Origin of the sequence: Enterobacter cloacae complex sp. 302F9, assembly GCF_050030335.1 — a bacterium.
Taxonomy (GTDB): domain Bacteria; phylum Pseudomonadota; class Gammaproteobacteria; order Enterobacterales; family Enterobacteriaceae; genus Enterobacter; species Enterobacter hormaechei_C.
Genome location: NZ_JBLGUC010000001.1, coordinates 4126747 through 4149350, shown reverse-complemented (window position 1 = coordinate 4149350; position 22604 = coordinate 4126747). Strand labels below are relative to the sequence as shown.

The following is a 22604-nucleotide window of genomic DNA, read 5'->3' as shown; positions in this document are numbered from 1 at the left end:
TAAAGGTATGGACGCTGTATTGTTAGCCAGATATTCTGCCTGGTATGTTCAAATTTCCTGAATGAGAACGAGATGGCTAAAGAGAGAGCATTGACGCTTGAGGCGCTTCGCGTCATGGACGCGATTGACAGGCGCGGCAGTTTTGCCGCGGCGGCAGATGAACTGGGGCGCGTTCCGTCTGCCCTGAGCTATACCATGCAAAAGCTGGAAGAGGAGCTGGATGTTGTGCTCTTCGATCGTTCCGGTCATCGAACAAAATTCACTAACGTTGGCCGAATGCTGCTGGAGCGCGGTCGTGTGCTGCTGGAAGCGGCGGATAAGCTGACGACGGATGCCGAAGCGCTGGCCCGCGGCTGGGAAACCCATCTGACGCTGGTGACCGAAGCGCTGGTGCCCACCGAGGCGCTATTCCCGCTGGTGGACAGACTGGCCGCGAAAGCCAATACCCAGCTATCGATCATCACTGAGGTGCTGGCCGGGGCGTGGGAGCGTCTTGAGACGGGCAGGGCGGATATCGTGATTGCGCCGGACATGCATTTCCGCTCATCGTCAGAAATCAATTCGCGCAAACTGTACAGCGTGATGAACGTCTACGTCGCCGCCCCGGATCACCCGATCCATCAGGAGCCGGAGCCGCTCTCTGAGGTCACGCGCGTGAAATACCGCGGTGTGGCGGTCGCGGATACCGCCCGAGAGCGCCCGGTGTTAACGGTACAGTTGCTGGATAAACAGCCGCGACTGACGGTAACGTCGCTGGAAGATAAGCGACAGGCACTCCTGGCGGGGCTGGGCGTGGCGACTATGCCGTATCCGTTTGTCGAAAAGGACATTGCAGAAGGGCGGCTGCGCGTCGTCAGCCCGGAATACACCAGCGAAGTGGATATCATTATGGCGTGGCGTCGCGACAGCATGGGCGAAGCCAAATCGTGGTGTTTGCGTGAAATTCCCAAGCTCTTTGCCCACCACAACAAATAAGCGTAGGCCCGGTAAGCGTATGCGCCACCGGGCAGAATTTACGCGCTTGCCTTAGGATCCGGACCAAAGCGGTTTTCGCCCGGCGTTCCGCTCTGACAGTTGAAAATCAAAATCACGATCCAGCCGATAAGCGGGATCAACAGCAACAGCAGCCACCACGCCGAACGATCTGTGTCGTGGAGACGACGAAACAGTACGGCCCATGAAGGCAGCAGAACTAACACACCATAAATGGTGGTGAGAATGCCTTCACCCCCCTCGCGTTCCCAGCCGAGGATCTTGTCCACAATGCCCAGCACCATAATCAGGACGAAGTTCACCAGAACGAACATCCAGTACTCTTTACGGCGGGCACGGCCACCAAATCCAACGTAGTTGCGCAGTACCTTTAAATACCAGTCCATTTTTCCTTGCCTCTTAATCAGTCAATCACTTGTTTTCTAAGCGATCGAGGTAAGGATAGATGTATGCTGTGAATTAAAAAAGGGAATCAATTGATTCCCTAAATAATTATCCGAAACGCACGTCGCGCCCGTGCGGTTCATCCAGGTCCTGCCACGGGCCAATGGAGATAATGCCCGTTGGGTTGATGGTCTTATGACTGCGGAAATAGTGGGTGCGAATATGGTCAAAATTGACCGTCTCCGCAATCCCCGGCATCTGATAGATGTCGCGCATGAAACCGTGCAGGTTCAGGTAATCACTGATGCGATGCTTGTCGCACTTGAAGTGGGTGACATATACCGGATCAAAGCGGATCAGCGTCGTCCACAGGCGGATGTCTGCTTCGGTGAGGCGATCGCCCGCTAAATAACGATGCTGGCCGAGGATCTGCTCCAGGCGCTCCAGGGATCCAAACACGTTGCCGACCGCTTCGTCGTACGCTTCCTGACTGGTGGCAAAGCCCGCTTTGTAGACGCCGTTGTTAACGTTGTCGTAGATCCAGCCGTTCAGCTCGTCAATTTTCTCGCGCAGCTCAACCGGGTAGTAATCCCCGGCGCGGGCACCGTGCGCGTCAAACGCGGTATTGAACATGCGAATGATTTCAGCGGATTCATTGCTGACGATCGTCTGGTTTTTCTTGTCCCACAGCACAGGCACCGTTACGCGTCCGGTGTAGTGCGGATCGGCGCGCAGATAGAGCTGATACAGGAAATCGTGATGATAAAGCTCATCACCCGTCGCGGCCGGGAAGCCACTGTCGAACGTCCAGCCGTTTTCCAGCATCAGCGGGTTGACCACCGAAACCGGAATTAACGATTCGAGACCTTTAAGTTTGCGCACAATCAGCGTGCGGTGCGCCCACGGACAGGCGAGAGAAACATACAGATGATAACGATCTTTTTCCGCCGCAAAGCCCCCTTCGCCACTCGGGCCGGGTGCGCCGTTGGCGGTCAGCCAGTTACGGAAGGCCGAAACAGAGCGCTTAAAGCGTCCACCGGTGGATTTGGTGTCATACCAGACATCCTGCCAGACGCCGTCTACGAGTTGTCCCATTTTTTACTCCTCCGTCAGATAGCAAAAGCGAGGAGATGTCTCCTCGCTTTGAATGTAATCAGTATAGCCTGCTTACCACTTCTTATTCAGAAGACGGTCGATGCTGTAGGCGCCCGGACCCGTGATAGCCAGCAGCAGGAAGCCGCCCGCGATGGTCAGGTTTTTCATGAACATCAGGGAGTTCACGCCTTCCGCAAAGTTGCTGTGGAAGATGAACGCGGTCAGCAGGGTAAAGCCTGCGGTGAACAGCGCCGTAGTGCGGGTCAGGAAACCGAACAGCACTGCCAGGCCGCCGCCGAACTCAAGCAGAATGGTCAGTGGCAGCAGGAACCCCGGCACGCCCATCGCTTCCATATACTGCTGAGTGCCCGCATAGCCGGTAATTTTGCCCCAGCCTGCGGTGATGAACAGAACAGGCATCAGAATACGCGCTACCAGTACACCAACATCTTCTAATTTTTTCATTTTACTCTCCAGGAAACCACATCAGCGGCTAAACGTTATTTGCTTGCAAATTCGGGTAGATACCGCGTCTTTGCTGTCGATGGAGAGGAGTGTAAACGGGGCGGATGGCAAATGTTAGCAAGGAAAACTGTTAATCTTCTTCAAAGATATTGAGTAAGGGAGGGGATTTTGCCGGGTGGCGGCTACGCCTTACCCGGCCTACACGCAATCGTAGGCCGGGTAAGCGCAGCGTCACCCGGCAAGAAGGCTAGCGCAACTGCTGTTGTCGCAGCGTGGTTTTCACCAGACGCCAGGCGCTCCAGGCGCCAAAGCCGCGGCGTGCCCAGCGGATCAGCATGTTAGGATGCCGAACCGACCAGATCGCCATCACGCTGCTGCCGACCAGCGCCCATGAGCGCAGGCTCAGGACCGTGTTCCAGCCGCGGTCAAACCGATGCGTGGCTTCAACCCAGTCTCGACGGCTGGCAGACAAATCCAGCCGCTGCTGCTGGATTTGGCTCAACAGATACGCTTTCCGCTTTTGACGTTCGGCTTTGTCGCTCACGACTTATCATCCTCCAGCAGGGCGCGGTCGTTGGCCAGCTCCTGGCGCGTATGGCGCAGGAAGGTCGACGTGCGCGCTTTATGCAGGGTCCAGATACCGCCTATCAGCGCCGCCACCAGCAGAACCACGGTAGTCGCAATCATCGCGTTCAGACGATACTGTGGGTCGATAGCCCAGATGATTAACACCATCAGGCTCATCAGACCAAACGCGGCAAAGAGCATCGTAAGCCCAAGCATGAGCAGCATCTGGAAGAGGTTGGCTTTCTCCTCTTCCAGCTCCACTACCGCAAGCCGGACGCGCGTTTCGGCAATCCCGACCAGCGTCGTAAGAATACGCTGGCCGATGCCGAGGACGTTTTTAGCAGGCCCTTGTGCGTGACGTGGATCTTCCATAATCAACGACGCGTCAGCAGGACACCCAGCACCACACCCACTGCGGCGCCAATACCTACACCCGTCCATGGATTATCACGTACATATTCGTCTGCGCGCGCTGCCGCTTCGCGGGTCTGTTTCGCCAGCGCATCACCGGTTTCACCCAGACGGTAACGGCTCTCTTTCAGTGCCTGCTCCGCTTTGCTGCGCAGTTTACTTACTTCTTCTTTCGATTTATCCGCAGAAGAGTTCAGCACCTCTTCCAGGGTGTCCGCCAGGGATTTCAGTTCAGCGCGCAGATTTTCTGAAGTTGTATCTTTTGACATGATTCTCTCCTGTTGAGATTTCCGTTAACTCAATAATCGCGAGCTTCCAGCGCTTTCAGTTCGTCCTGCGCCTCTTGCAACTTCCTCTCGCGCTTGGCAATTTTTTTCGCATCACCTTTCTCTTTCGCTTCCTGTAGGTCTTGACGGCGCTCGGCTATCTCGTCCTTCTGTTCAGCGATTTTTTCCTGATGATCGGCACGCAGCTTGCTGTCCGTACAGTTGTCTTTCACTTCGCTCAACGCTTTTTTCAGCCCGTCGATCCGGTGCTGATTGTTATGCTTTTCGGCATAACTGATTTCGCGTTGGATATCCTGTTCTTTCTCCTGACAAAGAGACATAGCGAAGGAAGCTGTGCTTAAAGAAAAAAGGGCCAGAGCCAGAGTGATGCGGTATTTCATTATAGAAACCTTCCATTGTGTTACGGCGTAAGCCGTGTTCCAGAACTATGCGGAGAACATCTGAGGGGTGCTCCGCGTACTTAAGCATAGTAAGTAAACGGGAGTTTCACCAAAGTAGGTGAAAATATTCGGAATCTTAGTCGTTAACCAAATCGATGCGACGTGTCGCGTAACCGTGACATCCAGGATGCTACGTGGCTGTCATCATCCTGTTGCGCAATGATGTAACCCTGCGGCAGCGTGCGGTCCAGCACGGCTTTCGCCGCGGCGCTTTGCGCACTGGAGTCAAATTTTATCAGCAGCACATCGTCTTGCGGCGTGATGCTCTTAAAGCGGATCCCGTTTGCGTCCAGATGATGCCAGATGGAAAAACCATCCGGCACGCTGGTTCCCTGGCTCACAGGACGGATAGCCAGCGTCGACTCCTGATGCTGTAGCGCAGACCACAGCAGGATAAGAGCGCTGAACATCATCAGCGCGACGATAGCGTAAGAGAAGCGGCGCAGCGCGAGCGGGGAGATAACCATCGTTAACCCCTGGCTCCGTATTTCTTCTTCCACAGTACGACCAGGGACCCGACCAGGCCAAACACCAGCAGAACGACGGGCAGCAGCATCAGGCAAGACATCAGCTGATCTTCATATTTCATAAAGACCGGCGTTTTACCCAGCGCGTAGCCGAGCGTGGTCAGGATCAGCACCCACAGCAAGCCGCTCATCCAGTTAAAGAACTGGAAGCGCGTACTGCTCAGGCCGGACAAGCCCGCAATGGTGGGCAGCAGGGTGCGTACGAATGCGATAAAGCGGCCGATCAGTAAGGCGGAAAGCCCATGCTTATGGAAAAGGTGGTGCGCTCGCTGGTGGTAATGGGCCGGAAGGTGCGAAAGCCAGTTCTGAACGATTCGCGTGTTACCCAGCCATCGCCCCTGAATGTAACTCACCCAGCAGCCCAGGCTGGCGGCAATGGTCAAAAGCAGGACCGTTTGCGGGAAAGCCATCGCCCCTTTTGCACAGAGCACCCCGACCAGCACCAGCAGGCTGTCGCCGGGTAAAAAGGCAGCAGGCAGCAGACCGTTCTCAAGGAACAGGATCATAAATAACACAAAGTAGAGCATGCCAATCATGGACGGGTTGGCCAGCGTTTCGAAATCCTGAGCCCAGAGGGCGTTCAGTAGTTGGGTCAAAAGTTCCATTCAGTGTTCCTGGAAATCGGTTAACGTCACGCCTGTCATTCGGGAAAACAGCACGGCGACATTGTTATGATTTCATTATGGTCGCTCGCGGACACATTGATGTGTGGCCAACACTGTTCCCTGTTAATTGGCTGGTTAGCAAGCACTAACTTACAAAATAACGAAGTGAATCCAATTGTAACAAAGCCCGACGTTCTGCGTCACAGAATTTGAGGGGAAACACGATTTTGGCGTAAGCCACGGAGGGGAGCGAGAAATTTTACAAAGGCTGACACTATAGAGGTTTTCTTACCCTGTCTGGCCGGAAGGCGCGGCGGTGCGCCTGCCAGCAGTTCGGGGCGTTATTTTGCGAGATTGGTCGCGGTATCGAGGTGAACGACCGGATTATCGGCAAAAAGATAGCGGTCAGCGTTAAATTCAAAGTCATCACTTGTTTCATTAAACAGCATCTGTTTGGTGTTCTCCAGGTGCTGCCACATTGCCAGTTTCGCCGCATGCGGATCTTTACGAATCAGAGCCTTAAGAATCTGGTCGTGGTCGTCACACCAGTTGTCTACCGTGCGGGAATCAATGTGATCGTGTAATTTCTTCCAGTACGGGTTGTGAACGCGCTGAGTCCACATTTTTTCAACGATTGCCGCCAGCGCCGTATTCTGAGTCGCAAGGGCGACCTGGACGTGGAATTGCAGGTCCCATTCGGAATCGCGGAAACATTTTTCTTTACGCGCATGATCCTGGATTTCCATCAGCTTCATGATGTCCTGTTTGGTCACCTGCGTCGCAGCAAATTCCGCAATGTTGCTTTCAATCAGCTGGCGAGCCTGGAGAAGCTCAAACGGACCGTAGCTGGCAAACTCCAGACTTTCGTCCGGGGTGGGGGAGTGTTTCGCCTGGCTGGAAATCACATGAATGCCGGAACCTTTGCGTACCTCAACATACCCTTCCACTTCCAGCATGATGATGGCTTCGCGGACCACCGTACGGCTGACGCTTTTTTCATCCGCAATGAAACGCTCAGCGGGAAGTTTATCACCGACAAGATAGACCCCTTGCTCGATGCGATCTTTCAGCTCGGCGGCAAGTTGTTGATATAAACGACGTGATTCGGTGATTTCCATATGCGCTCCAGGCAGGGTACGGCGAATGATTTGTTATACCACTTTTGCGTGCCACTCTCCAGATTTCACCATGAAAAAAGCCGCCCGTAGGCGGCTTTTGAGAAGATTTTGCCGGGTGGCGCTGCGGTATGAACCGGAAACATGGGTAACACTTTAGACCGGATACATGGGTAACAGTTATAACTGGCATAGAAGAGGAGACTCGCTATGCCCTGGACTGAGACCCGACCTATGCAACGCCTTGATTTTATCCGTGCCTGCCATGCAGGTACGGATTCTTTTTCAGCCCTCTGCCGTCTTTTCGGCATCAGCCGAAAAACCGGTTACAAATGGCTTCAGCGTTTTGACCCCTCTGACCTGTCATCTCTCTCTGACCGGTCGCGTGCTCCGCACTCCCACTCCCGGACCGTTCCTGATGATATCGCCGGGCAGCTTACGGCCCTGAGGCAGAAACACCCTGACTGGGGCCCCAAAAAACTGCGGATGTGGCTGCTCAATCATCACGTCGATTTTACCGTCCCTGCTGCCAGCACTATCGGCGATATCCTCAAGCGTGAAGGCCTGGTTCCCGATAAAAAGCGAAAACGCAGAACCCCGGGCAATCGCCAGCCCCTGACCATCATCAGTGAGAACAATCAGGTCTGGAGCGCTGATTTTAAAGGCAAGTTCAGGCTGCTGAGCCGGAAATACTGTCATCCCTTCACCCTGACCGACAATCACAGCCGGTATCTTCTAAGCTGCCGGGGAACGGACCGGGAGAGCGAGCCCTTCGTCAGGCAGTGCCTGACGGATGCGTTCCTGGAGTACGGTCTGCCGGAAGTCCTGAGAACGGATAATGGTCAGCCTTTCGCAGGAACAGGTATCGCCGGGTTAAGTCGCCTTGCCGTCTGGCTGATAAAGCTGGGCATCAGACCGGAACGAATCAGAAAGGGGCATCCGGAAGAAAACGGCCGTCATGAGCGAATGCATCGTTCGCTGAAAAGTGCAGTAAAACAGGGCAACACCTTTATGACGATGGAAGAACAACAGCGGTGGTTCAGTGACTACCGGGAAGAGTTTAACTACGAAAGGCCGCATGAAGCCCTGGCGGGTGCAACGCCCGGAACGGTCTGGCAGCCCTCAGGCCGGCACTGGGATGGCAGGGTTCCTGAATATGCTTATCCGGAAGGCGGTACGGTCTACAGGGTGAAATCAAGGGGGACACTCTATATGGGTAAAAAGGGGACGGTGTTCCTGAGTGAAGCGCTGACTGATGAGTACATCATGCTGGAAGAACAGGATGATGGCCTGGAGGCCATCATCTTTAACGGAATAACGCTTGCGTACTACGACCGAAAAACCCAGAGTGTGCTTCGGATAGACTGAAAAGTGTTACCTATGTTCCCGGTCTGATCTGTCACCTATGTATCCGGTCATACACTGCGCTTACCCGGCCTACGATTTTATTGGGTTTTGTAGGCCGGGTAAGGCGGAGCCGCCACCCGGCACAACAACGCTAACTCTGCGTCGCCGGTCCCCCAAGGGACTCTTTCGCCAGTTCATCGGCGGATTTGCTCTTCAGCACCGTCCAGATAACCACCGCACCCATCAGGTCGAAGATAGCCAGTACCGCGAACAGCGGGCTGAAACCAATCGTATCTGCCAGCGCGCCGACCACCAGCGCAAACAGTGTACTTGCGGTCCAGGCGGCCATACCGGTCAGGCCGTTGGCGGTAGCGACTTCGTTACGACCAAACACGTCGGACGAGAGCGTAATAAGCGCACCGGAAAGAGACTGGTGAGCAAAGCCCCCGATACACAGCAGGGCGATAGCCACGTAAGGGCTGGTGAACAGGCCGATCATGCCCGGGCCGATCATCAGCAGGGCGCCCATGGTGACCACCATCTTACGGGACACAATCAGGTTCACGCCAAACCAGCGCTGGAACAGCGGTGGCAGGTAGCCGCCGACGATACAGCCCAGGTCTGCAAACAGCATTGGCATCCAGGCGAACATCGCGATCTCTTTCAGGTTAAAGCCGTAAACTTTAAACATGAACAGCGGGATCCAGGCGTTAAACGTACCCCAGGCCGGTTCTGCCAGGAAGCGTGGCAGAGCGATACCCCAGAACTGACGGGTGCCCAGGATCTGCCAGACGGACATCTTTTTGCCGTTGTCAGTCTGATGCTGGGATTCCTGACCATTAATAATGTAGTCACGTTCTTCGTCAGACAGCTTTTTCTGGTCGCGCGGGTGTTTATAGAAGATCAGCCACGCCATGGCCCAGGCAAAGCTCAGCACACCGGAGATGATGAACGCCATCTGCCAGCTGTGCATCACAATCGCCCACACCACCAGTGGCGGAGCAATCATCGCCCCGATGGAGGAGCCTACGTTGAAGTAACCGACAGCGATTGAACGCTCTTTTGCCGGGAACCATTCAGAGCTGGCTTTCAGACCCGCGGGGATCATCGCTGCTTCGGCAGCACCTACCGCACCACGCGCCAGCGCCAGTCCGCCCCAGCTGCCGGCCAGCGCGGTCGCCCCACAGAAGACGGCCCAGGCTACAGCGAAGAAGGCATAACCAATTTTTGTACCCAGAATATCAAGAACATAACCTGCAACAGGCTGCATTACGGTGTAAGCGGCAGAGTAAGCCGCAATGATGTAAGAGTATTGCTGCGTGGAGATATGTAACTCTTCCATCAACGTTGGCGCCGCTGCTGCCACGGTGTTACGTGTCAGGTAGCCCAGCACGGTGCCGAGCGTCACCAGTGCGATCATGTACCAACGTAACCCTTTAATTTTACGCATGTAAAACCTCATCGTTATGTTATTTCCGTGTCGGGACACGGCAACAACTCAACCGTTGCCGGGAGTTGTTCTGTAACGGGAGGGGCGTAACCGGGAACCTGTCCCGGAACGGCCCGAACCTTGCCATAAGTAATCGTGCTAAGTCGGCTTCCGTACCGTTAAATCCGATGTCTCAAACACCGGTAATGCATTCCGTCGGCTTATAGTTTGCGACGGCGAAAAGATAACTTGTCATACAACTTTAAAAGGTGAGTGACATCACAAAAGTGTGAATCTTTGTAGGGACATTATGCGGCGCGCGCAAAGCCAGAACTGGCGCGGTCTGCGAGAGGGTTTACCCCTTTGAGGGTAATTTATTTGTCGACGTTTATTGATCTAACTCACGAAAAAAACGTCGGACTCTGGAAATTGGTGTGATAACTTTGCAGCATCTGAACATAAGCTTTCTGACGCTCCCGTAATGAGGAAGACGATAATGACACCGTTTATGACCGACGATTTTCTGCTAGATACCGAATTTGCTCGCCGCCTGTACCACGACTACGCAAAAGACCAGCCGATTTTCGATTACCACTGCCATTTACCGCCGCAGCAGGTTGCCGAAAATTACCGTTTCAAAAACCTGTATGATATCTGGCTGAAGGGTGACCACTATAAGTGGCGCGCAATGCGCACCAACGGCGTGGCCGAGCGCCTGTGTACCGGCGACGCGACCGATCGCGAGAAGTTTGACGCCTGGGCCGCTACCGTTCCTCACACCATCGGTAACCCGTTATACCACTGGACGCACCTCGAACTGCGTCGTCCGTTTGGTATCACCGGCAAGCTGCTCTCTCCCGCCACGGCGGATGAAATCTGGGATCAGTGCAACGAACTGCTGGCGCAGGATAGCTTCTCGGCGCGCGGCATCATGCAGCAGATGAACGTGAAGATGGTGGGCACCACCGACGATCCGGTCGACTCTCTGGAACATCACGCGGTTGTCGCGAAGGACAGCACGTTTGACATCAAAGTGCTGCCAAGCTGGCGCCCGGATAAAGCCTTCAACATCGAGCTGCCGACCTTTAACGACTACATGGCGAAGCTGGCGGAAGTTTCGGATACCGACATTCGTCGCTTTGGCGATCTGCAAACCGCGCTGACCAAACGTCTGGATCACTTTGCCGCACACGGCTGTAAAGTGTCTGACCACGCGCTGGACGTAGTGCTGTTCGCGGAATCCAGTGAAGCTGAGCTGGACAGTATTCTGGCGCGTCGTCTCTCCGGCGAAGCCCTGAGCGAGCACGAAGTGGCGCAGTTTAAAACCGCGGTGCTGGTGTTCCTCGGTGCGGAATATGCCCGTCGCGGCTGGGTTCAGCAGTATCACATCGGCGCGCTGCGTAATAACAACCAGCGTCAGTTCAAACTGCTGGGCGCGGACGTAGGCTTTGACTCCATCAACGACCGTCCGATGGCGGAAGAGCTGTCAAAACTGCTGAGCAAACAGAACGAGCAAAACCTGCTGCCAAAAACCATTCTGTACTGCCTGAACCCGCGCGATAACGAAGTGCTGGGCACTATGATCGGCAACTTCCAGGGCGAAGGGATGCCGGGCAAGATGCAGTTCGGTTCCGGCTGGTGGTTTAACGATCAGAAAGACGGCATGGAGCGTCAGATGACGCAGCTAGCGCAGCTCGGCCTGCTGAGCCGCTTCGTTGGCATGCTGACCGACAGCCGCAGTTTCCTCTCCTATACCCGCCATGAATATTTCCGCCGCATTCTGTGCCAGATGATTGGCCGCTGGGTGCACGCGGGCGAAGCGCCAGCGGATATCCAGCTGCTGGGTGAAATGGTGAGAAACATCTGCTTTAACAATGCGCGTGACTACTTCGCCATTGAACTGAACTAAGGCCGTTTGAGGTTGATATGCAATACATCAAAATCCATTCGCTGGATAACGTTGCCGTCGCGCTGGCCGATTTAGCCGAAGGGACGGAAGTGACCTTCGACAACCAGTCGGTGACGTTACGCCAGGCCATTGGACGTGGACATAAGTTTGCCCTGATCCCCATCGCGAAAGGGGAGAACGTGGTGAAGTACGGTTTGCCCATCGGTCATGCGCTGGCGGATATTGCGCCGGGTGAATACATTCATTCCCACAATACCCGCACCAATCTCAGCGATCTGGACGAGTACAGCTATCAACCTGACTTCCAGGCAGAAGAAGGACAGGCGGCCGATCGTGAGGTGCAGATCTACCGCCGCGCCAGCGGGGAGGTGGGGATCCGCAATGAACTGTGGATCCTCCCGACCGTTGGCTGCGTGAACGGGATTGCGCGTCAAATTCAGACGCGTTTCCTGAAAGAGACCAACAATGCTGAAGGCACCGACGGCGTGCATCTGTTCAGCCATACCTACGGTTGTTCCCAGCTGGGCGACGACCACATCAATACCCGCACCATGCTGCAAAATATGGTGCGCCACCCGAACGCAGGGGCGGTGCTGGTGATTGGCCTCGGCTGTGAAAACAATCAGGTCGACGCCTTCCGCGACACGCTGGGCGAGTTCGATCCTGAGCGCGTGCACTTTATGGTGTGTCAGCACCAGGACGACGAAGTGGAAGCGGGCGTTGAACAGCTGCACCAGCTGTATGAGGTGATGCGTCACGACAAGCGCGAGCCGGGCAAGCTGAGTGAACTGAAGTTTGGCCTGGAGTGCGGCGGATCTGACGGGCTTTCCGGCATTACCGCTAACCCGATGCTGGGCCGCTTCTCAGATTACGTCATCGCCAACGGCGGCACCACGGTGCTGACCGAAGTGCCGGAGATGTTCGGCGCAGAGCGCATTCTGATGAGCCACTGCCGCGACGAAGAGACCTTTGAGAAGACCGTCACCATGGTCAACGATTTCAAACAGTACTTCATCGCCCATAACCAGCCGATTTATGAGAACCCGTCGCCGGGTAACAAGGCGGGCGGGATCACCACGCTGGAAGAGAAATCCCTGGGCTGCACTCAGAAAGCCGGGGCCAGCCAGGTAGTGGACGTGCTGCGCTACGGTGAACGGCTGAAAACGCACGGTCTGAACCTGCTGAGCGCACCGGGCAACGATGCGGTCGCCACCAGTGCGCTGGCGGGAGCGGGCTGTCACATGGTGCTGTTCAGCACCGGGCGCGGCACGCCGTACGGCGGATTTGTGCCAACGGTGAAAATCGCCACTAACAGCGAGCTGGCGGCGAAGAAAAAACACTGGATCGACTTTGATGCCGGCCAGCTGATCCACGGCAAAGCGATGCCGCAGCTGCTGAGCGAATTCGTGGACACGATTGTGGAATTTGCCAGCGGCAGGCAGACCTGCAACGAGAAGAACGACTTCCGCGAGCTGGCGATCTTTAAGAGTGGTGTGACGCTATAAGTGCTTTGTCGGGGGGCGCTAGCGCTTACCCGACCTACTAAACCCTGTAGGCCCGGTAAGGCGTAGCCGCCACCGGGCTTTTCTTTTTAACTGCGCAGGGCGTTCTTCGCTAAACGCGCGTCTTCCGCCTGACAGGCCGCTGCGGTAAACAGCACGTCGGTAGAGGAGTTCAGCGCGGTTTCGCAGGAATCCTGCAATACGCCGATAATGAAGCCGACCGCGACAACCTGCATGGCAATCTCGTTCGGAATACCGAACATGTTACAGGCCAGCGGGATCAGCAGCAGCGAGCCGCCCGCCACGCCGGATGCGCCACAGGCACACAGTGATGCAACGACGCTCAGCAGCAGCGCGGTTGGCAGATCCACCGGAATGCCCAGCGTATGCACCGCCGCCAGCGTCAGCACGGTGATGGTGATCGCCGCACCTGCCATGTTCACGGTTGCACCCAGAGGAATCGACACCGAATAGGTATCGCGATCCAGATTCAGCTTCTCCGCCAGCGCCATGTTGACCGGAATGTTTGCCGCCGAGCTGCGGGTGAAGAAGGCATAAACGCCGCTTTCACGCAGGCAGGTCAGCACCAGCGGATACGGGTTGCGGCGGATCTGCCAGAACACCAGCAGCGGGTTGATCACCAGCGCCACCAGCAGCATACAGCCGACCAGGACGACCAGCAGCTGCGCGTAGCCCCACAGTGCATCGAAACCGGTGGTGGCCAGCGTCGAAGAAACCAGACCAAAGATCCCGACTGGCGCAAAGCGAATCACCAGCTTCACCATAAAGGTGACAGCGTTGGACATATCGTTCACCAGGTTTTTCGTGGTCTCGTTACCATGACGCAGCGCGAAGCCCAGACCGATCGCCCAGACCAGGATGCCGATGTAGTTCGCGTTCATCAGCGCGGTGACGGGGTTAGAGACCATGCTCATCAGCAGACCGCGAAGCACTTCCACAATCCCGGACGGCGGGGTGATATCACCGGCCGCGCTGGTCAGGTGCAGCGTGGACGGGAACAGGAAGCTAAACACCACGGCCGTTAAGGCAGCAGAGAAGGTTCCCAGCAGATACAGGAACAGAATAGGGCGAATGTTGGTTTTTTGTCCGTGCTGGTGGTTGGCAATCGACGCCATCACCAGCATCAGCACCAGTACCGGGGCGACGGCCTTAAGTGCGCCAACGAAAAGGGTGCCGAGCAGCCCCGTCGCTTCCGCGGCAGGTTTTGACACCATCGCCAGCAGAATACCCAGTACCAACCCGACCAGAATTTGTTTTACAAGACTGCCCTGCGCCAGGCGCGCGAACAGACCGCGTGATTGTGTGCTCATACGTTATTCCTGAGTGAAATTGCGTTCCATCCTGGATGTGCTCTAAGTCACATTTGTGTCCGGATGTAAGTATTTGTTTGCCTGGTTGAGTATCAGGGAAAGCAGCGAAAGGCGGAAGCGTAAAATGCTGGATTTTACGTGTTGCGTCATGTTTTTTAACTATTGGTTAACGAAAGTGCCGGGTGGCGCTACGCTTACCCGGCCTACATTGCATTTCCCCCTCTCCCTGTGGGAGAGGGTTGGGGTGAGGGCATCAGCCCGCACCGAACGTTGCACTAAGCCTGCTGCTTCTTATCGTGCTGGCGGTTAACCCAGGTATTGATAATCAGCGTCACCAGCAGAATGCCAAACACCACGCCGAGCGAAATGGCGATAGGAATATGGTAGAAATCGACGATCAGCATCTTGATACCGATAAACACCAGAATCACCGACAGACCGTACTTCAGCATTGAGAAGCGCTCTGCCGCACCCGCCAGCAGGAAGTACATCGCACGCAGGCCGAGGATGGCGAACAGGTTAGAGGTCAGCACGATGAACGGGTCGGTAGTGACCGCAAAGATAGCCGGGATACTGTCCACCGCGAAAATCACGTCGCTCAGTTCGACCAGAATCAGCACCAGCAGCAGCGGGGTGGCGAACAGCAGGCCGTTCTTACGCACGAAGAAATGCTCGCTCTCGATCTTGTCCGTCATGCGCAGATGACCCCGGATCCACTTCACCAGCGGCTTATCACCGATACCGGTATCGTCTTCTTTCGCCAGCGCCATTTTTACCCCGGTGAACAGCAGGAACGCGCCAAACACATACAGCAGCCATTCGAACTGGGTAATCAGCCAGCTACCGGCGAAGATCATGATGGTACGCAGGACAATAGCGCCCAGCACGCCGTACACCAGCACGCGACGTTGCAGAGCCGCAGGTACGGCGAAGTAGCTGAACAGCATCAGCCAGACGAAGACGTTATCAACCGCCAGCGCTTTTTCAATCAGATAGCCGGTGAGGAAGGCGAGTGCCTGAGGATCGGCCACCGCGCGGCCTTCGGTTGAGGCCAGATACCACCAGAAGGCGGCGCAGAAGAGGAGTGAGAGGGTAACCCATACCAGCGACCAGACGGCGGCTTGCTTGACGCTCATGCCGTGCTCGCCGCGACGACCCTGCAAAAAGAGGTCGATTGCCAGCATGATGAGCACGACAACCGCGAATCCGCCCCACAGCATTGGAGTGCCGACAGAATGCATACTATTTTCCTTACACATAAAAAACAAAAACGGCCATGGTCAGAAGACGATAGCCGTTAGCTTTTTATGCATAGACCTCGCCTTCCGGCAAGGTCTCACTTACAACCACGAAGGTTGCCCGGCGACCGGATGCGGTTTTGCACGCATCGTAATGACGATCCACCGGCGAAGAAGTTACTCCCCTTTGCAGGTAACAAATTATGTCAGACCATCGGTTTCGTCAATGGTCTGCACGATTTCATTACACAGTTTTACGCGACGGCTTCCACATTCACGCCGTCTGCGGGGAAGATCACGCCAGTCTGTCGGCGGATCTCCGTTTGCAGCTTCGCCGTGGTGCGGCTGATCGCCAGCCCCGGGTGGTTCACTTCGTTGTCTTCTACCAGACGGGCGAAGACCTCTGCCTCATAGAGCATAGTGTTAATATGCTGAGGCTGCGTCAGCTCCTGCGCTTTGCCGCCGCGGGGAACGATGCTTAGCTTCTGGCATTCGGAGATTTTTTCGATCACCAGCGAGCCGTCTTCGCCCTGAATTTCGCTTGGCAGTACGGAGTCACTGACCTTCGAGTGCTGCAACGTCACGCTAAAATCACCGTAGTCCAGCACCACAACGCCGTGTGCATCCACGCCGCTTTCCAGCAGGCTGGCGGTGGCGGTTACGCCGTGCGGTTCACCCCACAGGGCGACCGCAGAGGCCAGGCAGTAAAAACCGATATCCATAATCGAGCCATTCGAGAAGGCCGGGTTAAAGGTGTTCGGGTTTTCGCCGTCCAGGTAGCGCTGGTAGCGCGAGGAATACTGGCAGTAGTTGATAAAGGCTTTACGCACTTTGCCAATTTTCGGCAGCGATTGCTGCAACAGCAGGAAGTTCGGCAGGCTGGCGGTTTTGAACGCTTCAAACAGCACCACCTGGTTTTCGCGGGCAAGCGCAATGGCGGCTTCCACTTCCTCAATATTCGAGGCGAGCGGCTTCTCGCAGATCACATGCTTTTTGTGGCTGAGGAACAGCTTCGTTTGCGGGAAGTGCAGAGAATTCGGGCTGGCGATATAGACCGCGTCAATGGCGTCGCTTTGCGCCATCTCATCGAGCGAGGTGAACAGATGTTCAACCAGGTAGTCATTCGCAAAACTCTGCGCCTGCTCAAGGCTGCGGGAATAGACTGCGGTGAGCTTATATTTGCCGGTTTCGTGGGCGGCGTCGACGAACTGGCGCGTGATCCAGTTCGTACCGATGACTGCGAAACGTATCATAAACGTTTACGTACTCCGTAGCAGGGAACCTAAAGCCACTGTAGCACGTCATCATGACATTTCGCGTGCGCTACTGCGCATTACTCTTTAACGATAAATGCGTCAGCCACAAACGGGTATCAAACTCCAGCAGGTGGTACTGCGGCTCCATATGGCAGCACAGTGAGTAGAACGCTTTGTCGTGCTCTTTCTCTTTCAGGTGCGCCAGCTCGTGCACCACGATCATCCGCAGAAAGGCTTCCGGCGCATTGCGAAAGGCGGTCGCGACGCGGATCTCCGCTTTGGCCTTCAGCTTGCCGCCCTGTACGCGGGAGATGGCGGTATGCAGGCCGAGCGCGTTTTTCAGCACGTGGATCTTATTGTCGTACATCACCTTGTTGATCGGCGGAGCGCTCTTAAGATACTGGTTTTTCAGATCCTGCGTATACTGCCAGAGGGCTTTGTCAGTCGCGAAATCATGCGTGCCCGGGTAGCGTTTTTCCAGCACCGCACCGAGCTTTCCCGCGGCAATCAGGTCACGAACCTGGGAAAGTAAATGCTCCGGATAGCCCTGGAGATAAGTCAGCTGGTTCATCAAAACCCCAAAATAGTGTGAAAACGGGTATACTCACGCACCCTTTTCAGGGATACGCCAAATTTTACCATTCAGGAGGGCCGATGAGCCACTTAGACAACGGTTTCCGTTCACTCAACCTTAAACGTTTCCCGGAAACGGACGACGTTAACCCGCTTCAGGCGTGGGAAGCGGCGGATGAATATCTGCTGCAACAGTTGGATGGGACTGAAATCAGCGGCCCGGTTCTGATCCTGAATGACGCGTTTGGCGCGCTGGCCTGCGCGCTGGCGGAACATGCGCCTTACAGTATCGGCGATTCTTACTTAAGCGAGCTGGCGACGCGTGAAAACCTGCGTCACAACGATATCGACGAATCCAGCGTGAAGTTCCTCGACAGCACCGCGGACTACCCGCAGGCGCCGGGCGTGGTGCTGATTAAAGTGCCCAAAACCATGGCGCTGCTGGAGCAGCAGCTTCGCGCGCTGCGTAAGGTCGTCACGCCGGATACGCGTATTATCGCGGGTGCCAAAGCGCGCGATATTCACACCTCGACGCTGGAATTGTTCGAGAAAGTGCTCGGCCCGACCACCACTACGCTTGCCTGGAAAAAAGCGCGCCTGATCAACTGTACCTTCAGCGCACCGGCGCTGGCCGACGCGCCGGAGACGCTGAGCTGGAAACTGGAAGGTACCGACTGGACCATCCACAACCACGCGAACGTTTTCTCCCGCACCGGTCTGGATATCGGCGCACGCTTCTTTATGGAACACCTGCCGGAAAACCTGGAAGGGGAAATCGTTGATCTCGGCTGCGGTAACGGCGTGATTGGCCTGACGCTGCTGGCGAAGAACCCGGAGGCCAGCGTGGTGTTCAGCGACGAATCGCCAATGGCGGTGGCGTCCAGCCGTCTGAACGTGGAAACCAACCTGCCGGAGGCACTGGATCGCTGCGAGTTTATGATCAATAACGCGCTGTCGGGCGTAGAGCCTTTCCGCTTCAACGCGGTATTCTGTAACCCGCCGTTCCACCAGAAGCACGCCCTGACGGATAACGTCGCGTGGGAGATGTTCCACCACGCGCGCCGCTGCCTGAAAATCAACGGCGAGCTGTATATCGTGGCCAACCGCCACCTGGACTACTTCCACAAGCTGAAGAAGATTTTCGGCAACTGCGTCACCATTGCCACCAATAACAAATTCGTGGTGCTGAAATCGGTGAAGCTGGGGCGTCGTCGGTAAGATTGGGTATGTGCGGCCTGATGCCCGGTGGCGCTTCGCTTACCGGGCCTACAATGGCCTCGAACCCGTAGGCCGGGCAAGCGAAGCGCCGCCCGGCAATGCCCTAGATCGCCAGAGCTAACTTCGTCCCCTGCGCAATTGCCCGCCGCGCATCCAGCTCCATCGCCACATCGCACCCGCCGATCAAATGCACCGTTTTTCCCGCCTCACGCAGCGGATCCGCCAGATCCCGCTTCGGCTCCTGCCCGGCGCACAAAATCACATGATCCACGCGCAGCAGTTGCGGTTCGCCGCCGATCAGCACGTGCAGCCCGTCGTCGTCGATCTTCTGGTAGCTCACCCCCGGGATCATCTTCACCCCGCGCGAGAGCAGGGTGGCGCGGTGGATCCAGCCCGTGGTTTTCCCCAGCCCTTCACCCGGCTTGCTGGCTTTACGCTGGAGCATCACGATCTGACGCGGGCTTTTCGGCAGCTGCGGACCTTCCGGGCGTAAACCACCGGACTGACTGAGGCTGGTATCAATGCCCCATTCCACGCAGAACTCAGCGATGTTCTGGCTGGTGGCTTCGCCCGGCTGGCTTAAATACATCGCGGTATCAAAACCGATCCCGCCGCAGCCGATGATCGCCACCTTCTCGCCAACCGGCGCTTTGTCCCTTAATACATCCAGATAGCTCAATACCTTCGGATGATCGATGCCTTCGATCGCTGGCGTGCGCGGGGCGATCCCACTCGCGAGGATCACCTCGTCGAAACCGATCAGATCCGCCGCGCTGACAAACTGTTTAAGCCGCAGATCGACGCCCGTCACCTCGATCATCCGGCGGTAATAGCGCAGCGTTTCGTAGAACTCCTCTTTGCCGGGGATCTGTCTGGCGATAGTAAACTGCCCGCCGATTTCCGCCAGCGCATCAAACAGCGTCACGCTGTGCCCGCGCGAGGCGGCATTGACTGCAAACGCCAGGCCCGCCGGCCCTGCACCCACCACGGCCAGACGCTTCTTGTTGACCGCAGGAACGATCGGCATTTTGGTTTCATGGCAGGCGCGGGGGTTAACGAGGCAGGAGGTGACCTTGCCGACGAAGATCTGATCCAGACACGCCTGGTTACAGCCGATGCAGGTATTAATCTCGTCCGCACGGCCGCTTTGCGCTTTGGAGAGCAGTTCGGCATCCGCGAGGAACGGGCGCGCCATCGATACCATATCGGCATCGCCGCGTGAGATCACATCCTCCGCCACCTGCGGATCGTTAATGCGGTTGGTGGTGACCAGTGGAACGGAGACTTTGCCTTTCAGCTTGCGCGTTACCCAGCTGAACGCCGCGCGCGGCACCGGCGTAGCGATGGTCGGGATGCGCGCTTCGTGCCAGCCAATCCCGGTGTTGATGATGGTGGCGCCAGCGGCTTCAATCGCCTGCGCCAGCTGCACGGTTTCGTCGAAGGTGCCGCCGCCCTCCACCAGGTCAAGCATCGACAGGCGGAAGATGATAATAAAATCCGCACCCGCACGTTCACGCACCGCACGCACCACCTCCACGGCAAAACGCATCCGGCGGCCATAGTCGCCACCCCATTCGTCGTCGCGCTGGTTGGTGCGGGCGGCGAGGAATTCGTTGATCAGATACCCTTCCGAGCCCATCACCTCCACCCCGTCGTAGCCCGCTTCCCGCGCCAGCGCCGCGCAGCGGGCAAAATCGTCTATCAGCGCCAGGATCTCGTCGTGGCTGAGGGCATGGGGAGTAAAGCGGTTAATCGGCGCCTGAATAGCCGAGGGGGCAACCAGGTTCGGCTGATAGCTGTAGCGCCCGGTATGCAGAATTTGCAGGGCGATTTTGCCGCCCTCGCGGTGGACCGCGTCGGTCACAATGCGGTGGTGCGGCAGCTGTGACGCATCGTTCAATACCGCGCCGCCCTCCATCGTCACCCCGGAAGGTGCAGGGGCTACGCCGCCGGTGACAATCAGCGCCACCCCGTGGCGCGCGCGCTCGGCATAGAAGGCCGCCAGACGTTCAGCCCCGTCCGGACGCTCCTCCAGCCCGGTATGCATTGAGCCCATTAACACGCGGTTTTTAAGGGTGGTAAACCCAAGATCGAGGGGGGCGAATAGCGACGGGTAGCGGTTCATAGTCTCTTCCAGTGTAAAATTATTGTTATGTGGTCGGATGAGTTACTAATTTAGCCAGCGGGGAGTAAAAGGGAAAAGGGGAATGCAGTGAATGTGATGGGATTCAAATATTGGTGTGGCCTGATGCCCTCACCCTAACCCTCTCCCACAGGGAGAGGGGACTTAATCTCCCTCTCCCTTAGGGAGAGGGCCGGGGTGAGGGGGATGCCCGCACCAGCCCCGGTGCCTGCCACATCGACGTCGTCAGCCCGCTGTCCACCAGCCCAAGCTGGTCGGCATACACCGCCTGCCATTTCTGCATCATGCCGTCGTACAGCTCGCGGTGCTGCGGGTTCGGCGTGAACTCGCGGCTCCACTTCACCAGCCGCTCGCCCGTCGAAGCCATATCCGCAAACAACCCCGCGCCAGCACCTGCCGCAATCGCGCAACCCAGCGCCGTTGCCTCTTTGACTTCCGGCACGCGCACCGGCAGCCCGGTAACGTCGCTTAAAATCTGGCTCCACAGGGCGCCTTTGGCCCCGCCGCCCGCAAACACCAGGCTCTCAAACGTCACGCCGGAGAAGCGCGAAATCTGCGCCAGGTTGCAGGCCGAGACGATGGCCGCGTTCTCTTCCAGCGCGCGGAACAGCGTCGCTTTGTTGCACTTTTCCGGGTCGATGGAGAGGTTAATAAACGACGGCGCTGCGTGATACCACTGCTTAAAATGCATCGCGTCGGAGAAGATCGGCATCACGCCGTGGGAGCCCGCCGGGACGCGGCTCGCCATCTCTTCGAGCAGGGAGTAGGTGTCCATTCCCATTCGTTTGGCAATCAGCTTCTCTTCGGCGCAGAAGGCGTCGCGGAACCAGCGCATGGTTAGCCCGGTAAAGAAGCTGATCGACTCCGCCTGCGCCATGCCGGGGATGACGTGCGGGTTTACGCGGATGTTCATCTCAGGGTCGGTGCGCACCTGCGGCAGATTCACCACCTGCTGCCAGAAGGTGCCGCCGAGAACCGCCGTTTGTCCGGCGCGCACCACGCCCAGCCCCAGACAGCCCAGCTGCACGTCGCCGCCGCCCATCACCACCGGTGTGCCTTCGCGCAGGCCGCTCTGCTGCGCAGCTTCTTTGGTGACAGCGCCCAGCACGGTGCCGGTCTCTTTCACCGGAGAGAGAATATCGGCGCGCAGCCCGGCCATGTCGAGCAGCGCCGGACGCCAGTCGCGGGAGAAGAGATCCAGCATGCCGGTGGTGCCCGCATTGGACGGATCGACCGCCAGCTCACCGGAGAGCTTCGCCGCCAGCCAGTCGCTGATCATGGTGATGGTGGCGGCTTTACGATAAATATCCGGACGATGGTGCGCCAGCCACAGCAGGCGCGGCATGGCGCTGAGGGCAAGCGTCTGGCCGGAAACATCATACACTTCGGATTCAAACCGGTAGTCGTGGATCTCTTTGAGTTCAGCCACCTCGCGGCTGGCGCGGGCGTCGACGTTGGCGCAGGCCCAGATAGCCTCGCCGTTGCGGTCGTACAGCACAATCCCTTCGCGCATCGAGCAGCAGGCGACGGACTGAATATCCGCCGCGCTCAGGCGTGCGCGCTCCAGCGCCTGATGAATACACCGGCAGGCCAGCCGCCAGTTGGTGTCGAGGTCGAACTCCATCGAGCCCGGCACGTTCTCCACGCTCAGGTGCTTCCACTCGGCCTGGCCAACGGCAATCTGGTTGCCCTGTAAATCAAAAATCACGGCGCGAACGCTGCCTGTCCCTGCATCTAACGCTAAAAGGTAACTCATGAGCTTGCCTCGT

22 protein-coding genes are annotated in these 22604 nt (G+C 56.9%); 5 read left to right on the top strand and 17 right to left on the bottom strand.

Annotation, left to right across the window (positions count from 1 at the left end; translation table 11 throughout):
• The first annotated feature begins 72 nt into the window (after positions 1-72).
• Entirely contained in the window at positions 73-975 is a 903-nt protein-coding gene (yhaJ, locus tag ACQG0T_RS20135) for a DNA-binding transcriptional regulator YhaJ (protein WP_003862655.1), read from the top strand.
• A 38-nt stretch (positions 976-1013) separates the two neighbouring features.
• Here yhaJ and ACQG0T_RS20130 read toward each other — a convergent pair whose 3' ends face one another.
• The 10 genes from ACQG0T_RS20130 to exuR form a co-directional block, all read right to left on the bottom strand.
• Positions 1014-1379: a DUF805 domain-containing protein gene (locus ACQG0T_RS20130; protein ID WP_015571946.1), complete on the bottom strand. Its 366-nt coding sequence runs from the start codon at positions 1377-1379 to the stop codon at positions 1014-1016.
• 106 nt (positions 1380-1485) lie between these two features.
• Positions 1486-2472 (bottom strand): glutathione S-transferase family protein, encoded by a 987-nt coding sequence (locus tag ACQG0T_RS20125; RefSeq protein WP_252052034.1) that lies wholly within the window; start codon positions 2470-2472, stop codon positions 1486-1488.
• Positions 2473-2544: 72 nt separating this feature from the next.
• Complete coding sequence (locus ACQG0T_RS20120; protein ID WP_006812075.1) at positions 2545-2937, bottom strand: DoxX family protein; 393 nt, start codon at positions 2935-2937, stop codon at positions 2545-2547.
• Positions 2938-3184: 247 nt separating this feature from the next.
• Positions 3185-3481 carry a YqjK-like family protein gene (locus tag ACQG0T_RS20115; protein WP_003862649.1) on the bottom strand — a complete coding sequence of 99 codons (297 nt, stop codon included), beginning with the start codon at positions 3479-3481 and terminating at the stop codon, positions 3185-3187.
• Positions 3478-3876, bottom strand: a complete 399-nt coding sequence (locus ACQG0T_RS20110; protein WP_003862647.1) for a phage holin family protein — start codon at positions 3874-3876, stop codon at positions 3478-3480. Before ACQG0T_RS20110 ends, ACQG0T_RS20115 begins: the two co-directional genes overlap by 4 nt.
• Before the next feature lie 2 nt (positions 3877-3878).
• Positions 3879-4184: a DUF883 family protein gene (locus ACQG0T_RS20105; protein WP_003862645.1), complete on the bottom strand. Its 306-nt coding sequence runs from the start codon at positions 4182-4184 to the stop codon at positions 3879-3881.
• A gap of 29 nt (positions 4185-4213) precedes the next feature.
• Positions 4214-4582, bottom strand: a complete 369-nt coding sequence (locus ACQG0T_RS20100; protein WP_252052036.1) for a DUF1090 domain-containing protein — start codon at positions 4580-4582, stop codon at positions 4214-4216.
• A gap of 143 nt (positions 4583-4725) precedes the next feature.
• Complete coding sequence (mzrA, locus tag ACQG0T_RS20095) at positions 4726-5109, bottom strand: EnvZ/OmpR regulon moderator MzrA (RefSeq protein WP_003862640.1); 384 nt, start codon at positions 5107-5109, stop codon at positions 4726-4728.
• Between the two features lie 2 nt (positions 5110-5111).
• Positions 5112-5774: a DedA family general envelope maintenance protein YqjA gene (yqjA, locus tag ACQG0T_RS20090; protein ID WP_003862638.1), complete on the bottom strand. Its 663-nt coding sequence runs from the start codon at positions 5772-5774 to the stop codon at positions 5112-5114.
• A gap of 341 nt (positions 5775-6115) precedes the next feature.
• Positions 6116-6892, bottom strand: coding sequence for a transcriptional regulator ExuR (gene exuR, locus ACQG0T_RS20085; protein WP_003862635.1), 777 nt, complete (start codon positions 6890-6892; stop codon positions 6116-6118).
• Between the two features lie 207 nt (positions 6893-7099).
• Between exuR and ACQG0T_RS20080 the strand changes: the two genes are divergently transcribed.
• Entirely contained in the window at positions 7100-8257 is a 1158-nt protein-coding gene (locus ACQG0T_RS20080) for a DDE-type integrase/transposase/recombinase (RefSeq protein ID WP_023295456.1), read from the top strand.
• Positions 8258-8387: 130 nt separating this feature from the next.
• On the opposite strand, the gene ACQG0T_RS20075 is transcribed toward ACQG0T_RS20080, so the two are convergent.
• On the bottom strand, positions 8388-9686 hold the full coding sequence (locus ACQG0T_RS20075) for an MFS transporter (protein ID WP_015571942.1): 1299 nt from the start codon (positions 9684-9686) through the stop codon (positions 8388-8390).
• Positions 9687-10161: 475 nt separating this feature from the next.
• On the opposite strand from ACQG0T_RS20075, the gene uxaC reads away from it, so the two are divergent.
• The gene (gene uxaC / locus ACQG0T_RS20070) at positions 10162-11574 is read left to right on the top strand and encodes a glucuronate isomerase (RefSeq protein ID WP_017382427.1); all 1413 of its coding nucleotides are present in this window, start codon (positions 10162-10164) and stop codon (positions 11572-11574) included.
• Between the two features lie 17 nt (positions 11575-11591).
• Positions 11592-13079, top strand: a complete 1488-nt coding sequence (locus tag ACQG0T_RS20065) for a UxaA family hydrolase (RefSeq protein WP_015571940.1) — start codon at positions 11592-11594, stop codon at positions 13077-13079.
• 86 nt (positions 13080-13165) lie between these two features.
• Here ACQG0T_RS20065 and sstT read toward each other — a convergent pair whose 3' ends face one another.
• From sstT to ACQG0T_RS20045, 4 genes are all read right to left on the bottom strand, one after another.
• Positions 13166-14407: a serine/threonine transporter SstT gene (gene sstT, locus ACQG0T_RS20060; RefSeq protein WP_017382425.1), complete on the bottom strand. Its 1242-nt coding sequence runs from the start codon at positions 14405-14407 to the stop codon at positions 13166-13168.
• Between the two features lie 275 nt (positions 14408-14682).
• Positions 14683-15648, bottom strand: a complete 966-nt coding sequence (locus ACQG0T_RS20055; RefSeq protein WP_017382424.1) for a TerC family protein — start codon at positions 15646-15648, stop codon at positions 14683-14685.
• 251 nt (positions 15649-15899) lie between these two features.
• Positions 15900-16898: a Gfo/Idh/MocA family protein gene (locus tag ACQG0T_RS20050; RefSeq protein ID WP_003862623.1), complete on the bottom strand. Its 999-nt coding sequence runs from the start codon at positions 16896-16898 to the stop codon at positions 15900-15902.
• Positions 16899-16968: 70 nt separating this feature from the next.
• Complete coding sequence (locus ACQG0T_RS20045; protein WP_426723863.1) at positions 16969-17472, bottom strand: YgjP-like metallopeptidase domain-containing protein; 504 nt, start codon at positions 17470-17472, stop codon at positions 16969-16971.
• 83 nt (positions 17473-17555) lie between these two features.
• Between ACQG0T_RS20045 and rlmG the strand changes: the two genes are divergently transcribed.
• Positions 17556-18692, top strand: a complete 1137-nt coding sequence (rlmG, locus tag ACQG0T_RS20040; protein WP_032649625.1) for a 23S rRNA (guanine(1835)-N(2))-methyltransferase RlmG — start codon at positions 17556-17558, stop codon at positions 18690-18692.
• A gap of 103 nt (positions 18693-18795) precedes the next feature.
• Here rlmG and ACQG0T_RS20035 read toward each other — a convergent pair whose 3' ends face one another.
• Entirely contained in the window at positions 18796-20817 is a 2022-nt protein-coding gene (locus ACQG0T_RS20035; RefSeq protein WP_109937790.1) for an NADPH-dependent 2,4-dienoyl-CoA reductase, read from the bottom strand.
• Between the two features lie 178 nt (positions 20818-20995).
• The gene (gene lsrK, locus ACQG0T_RS20030) at positions 20996-22591 is read right to left on the bottom strand and encodes an autoinducer-2 kinase (protein WP_271040466.1); all 1596 of its coding nucleotides are present in this window, start codon (positions 22589-22591) and stop codon (positions 20996-20998) included.
• Positions 22592-22604: the final 13 nt, after the last annotated feature.

Bases quoted from the DNA above. Each gene is read 5' to 3' on its own strand.
- ACQG0T_RS20105 (WP_003862645.1), bottom strand. From the start codon at position 4,184: ATGTCAAAAGATACAACTTCAGAAAATCTGCGCGCTGAACTGAAATCC.
- uxaC (WP_017382427.1), top strand. From the start codon at position 10,162: ATGACACCGTTTATGACCGACGATTTTCTGCTAGATACCGAATTTGCT.
- ACQG0T_RS20055 (WP_017382424.1), bottom strand. From the start codon at position 15,648: ATGCATTCTGTCGGCACTCCAATGCTGTGGGGCGGATTCGCGGTTGTC.
- ACQG0T_RS20045 (WP_426723863.1), bottom strand. From the start codon at position 17,472: ATGAACCAGCTGACTTATCTCCAGGGCTATCCGGAGCATTTACTTTCC.
- lsrK (WP_271040466.1), bottom strand. From the start codon at position 22,591: ATGAGTTACCTTTTAGCGTTAGATGCAGGGACAGGCAGCGTTCGCGCC.
- yqjA (WP_003862638.1), bottom strand. From the start codon at position 5,774: ATGGAACTTTTGACCCAACTACTGAACGCCCTCTGGGCTCAGGATTTC.
- ACQG0T_RS20120 (WP_006812075.1), bottom strand. From the start codon at position 2,937: ATGAAAAAATTAGAAGATGTTGGTGTACTGGTAGCGCGTATTCTGATG.
- ACQG0T_RS20100 (WP_252052036.1), bottom strand. From the start codon at position 4,582: ATGAAATACCGCATCACTCTGGCTCTGGCCCTTTTTTCTTTAAGCACA.
- ACQG0T_RS20035 (WP_109937790.1), bottom strand. From the start codon at position 20,817: ATGAACCGCTACCCGTCGCTATTCGCCCCCCTCGATCTTGGGTTTACC.
- ACQG0T_RS20075 (WP_015571942.1), bottom strand. From the start codon at position 9,686: ATGCGTAAAATTAAAGGGTTACGTTGGTACATGATCGCACTGGTGACG.
- exuR (WP_003862635.1), bottom strand. From the start codon at position 6,892: ATGGAAATCACCGAATCACGTCGTTTATATCAACAACTTGCCGCCGAG.
- mzrA (WP_003862640.1), bottom strand. From the start codon at position 5,109: ATGGTTATCTCCCCGCTCGCGCTGCGCCGCTTCTCTTACGCTATCGTC.
- ACQG0T_RS20130 (WP_015571946.1), bottom strand. From the start codon at position 1,379: ATGGACTGGTATTTAAAGGTACTGCGCAACTACGTTGGATTTGGTGGC.
- ACQG0T_RS20110 (WP_003862647.1), bottom strand. From the start codon at position 3,876: ATGGAAGATCCACGTCACGCACAAGGGCCTGCTAAAAACGTCCTCGGC.
- rlmG (WP_032649625.1), top strand. From the start codon at position 17,556: ATGAGCCACTTAGACAACGGTTTCCGTTCACTCAACCTTAAACGTTTC.
- yhaJ (WP_003862655.1), top strand. From the start codon at position 73: ATGGCTAAAGAGAGAGCATTGACGCTTGAGGCGCTTCGCGTCATGGAC.
- ACQG0T_RS20050 (WP_003862623.1), bottom strand. From the start codon at position 16,898: ATGATACGTTTCGCAGTCATCGGTACGAACTGGATCACGCGCCAGTTC.
- sstT (WP_017382425.1), bottom strand. From the start codon at position 14,407: ATGAGCACACAATCACGCGGTCTGTTCGCGCGCCTGGCGCAGGGCAGT.
- ACQG0T_RS20125 (WP_252052034.1), bottom strand. From the start codon at position 2,472: ATGGGACAACTCGTAGACGGCGTCTGGCAGGATGTCTGGTATGACACC.
- ACQG0T_RS20080 (WP_023295456.1), top strand. From the start codon at position 7,100: ATGCCCTGGACTGAGACCCGACCTATGCAACGCCTTGATTTTATCCGT.
- ACQG0T_RS20065 (WP_015571940.1), top strand. From the start codon at position 11,592: ATGCAATACATCAAAATCCATTCGCTGGATAACGTTGCCGTCGCGCTG.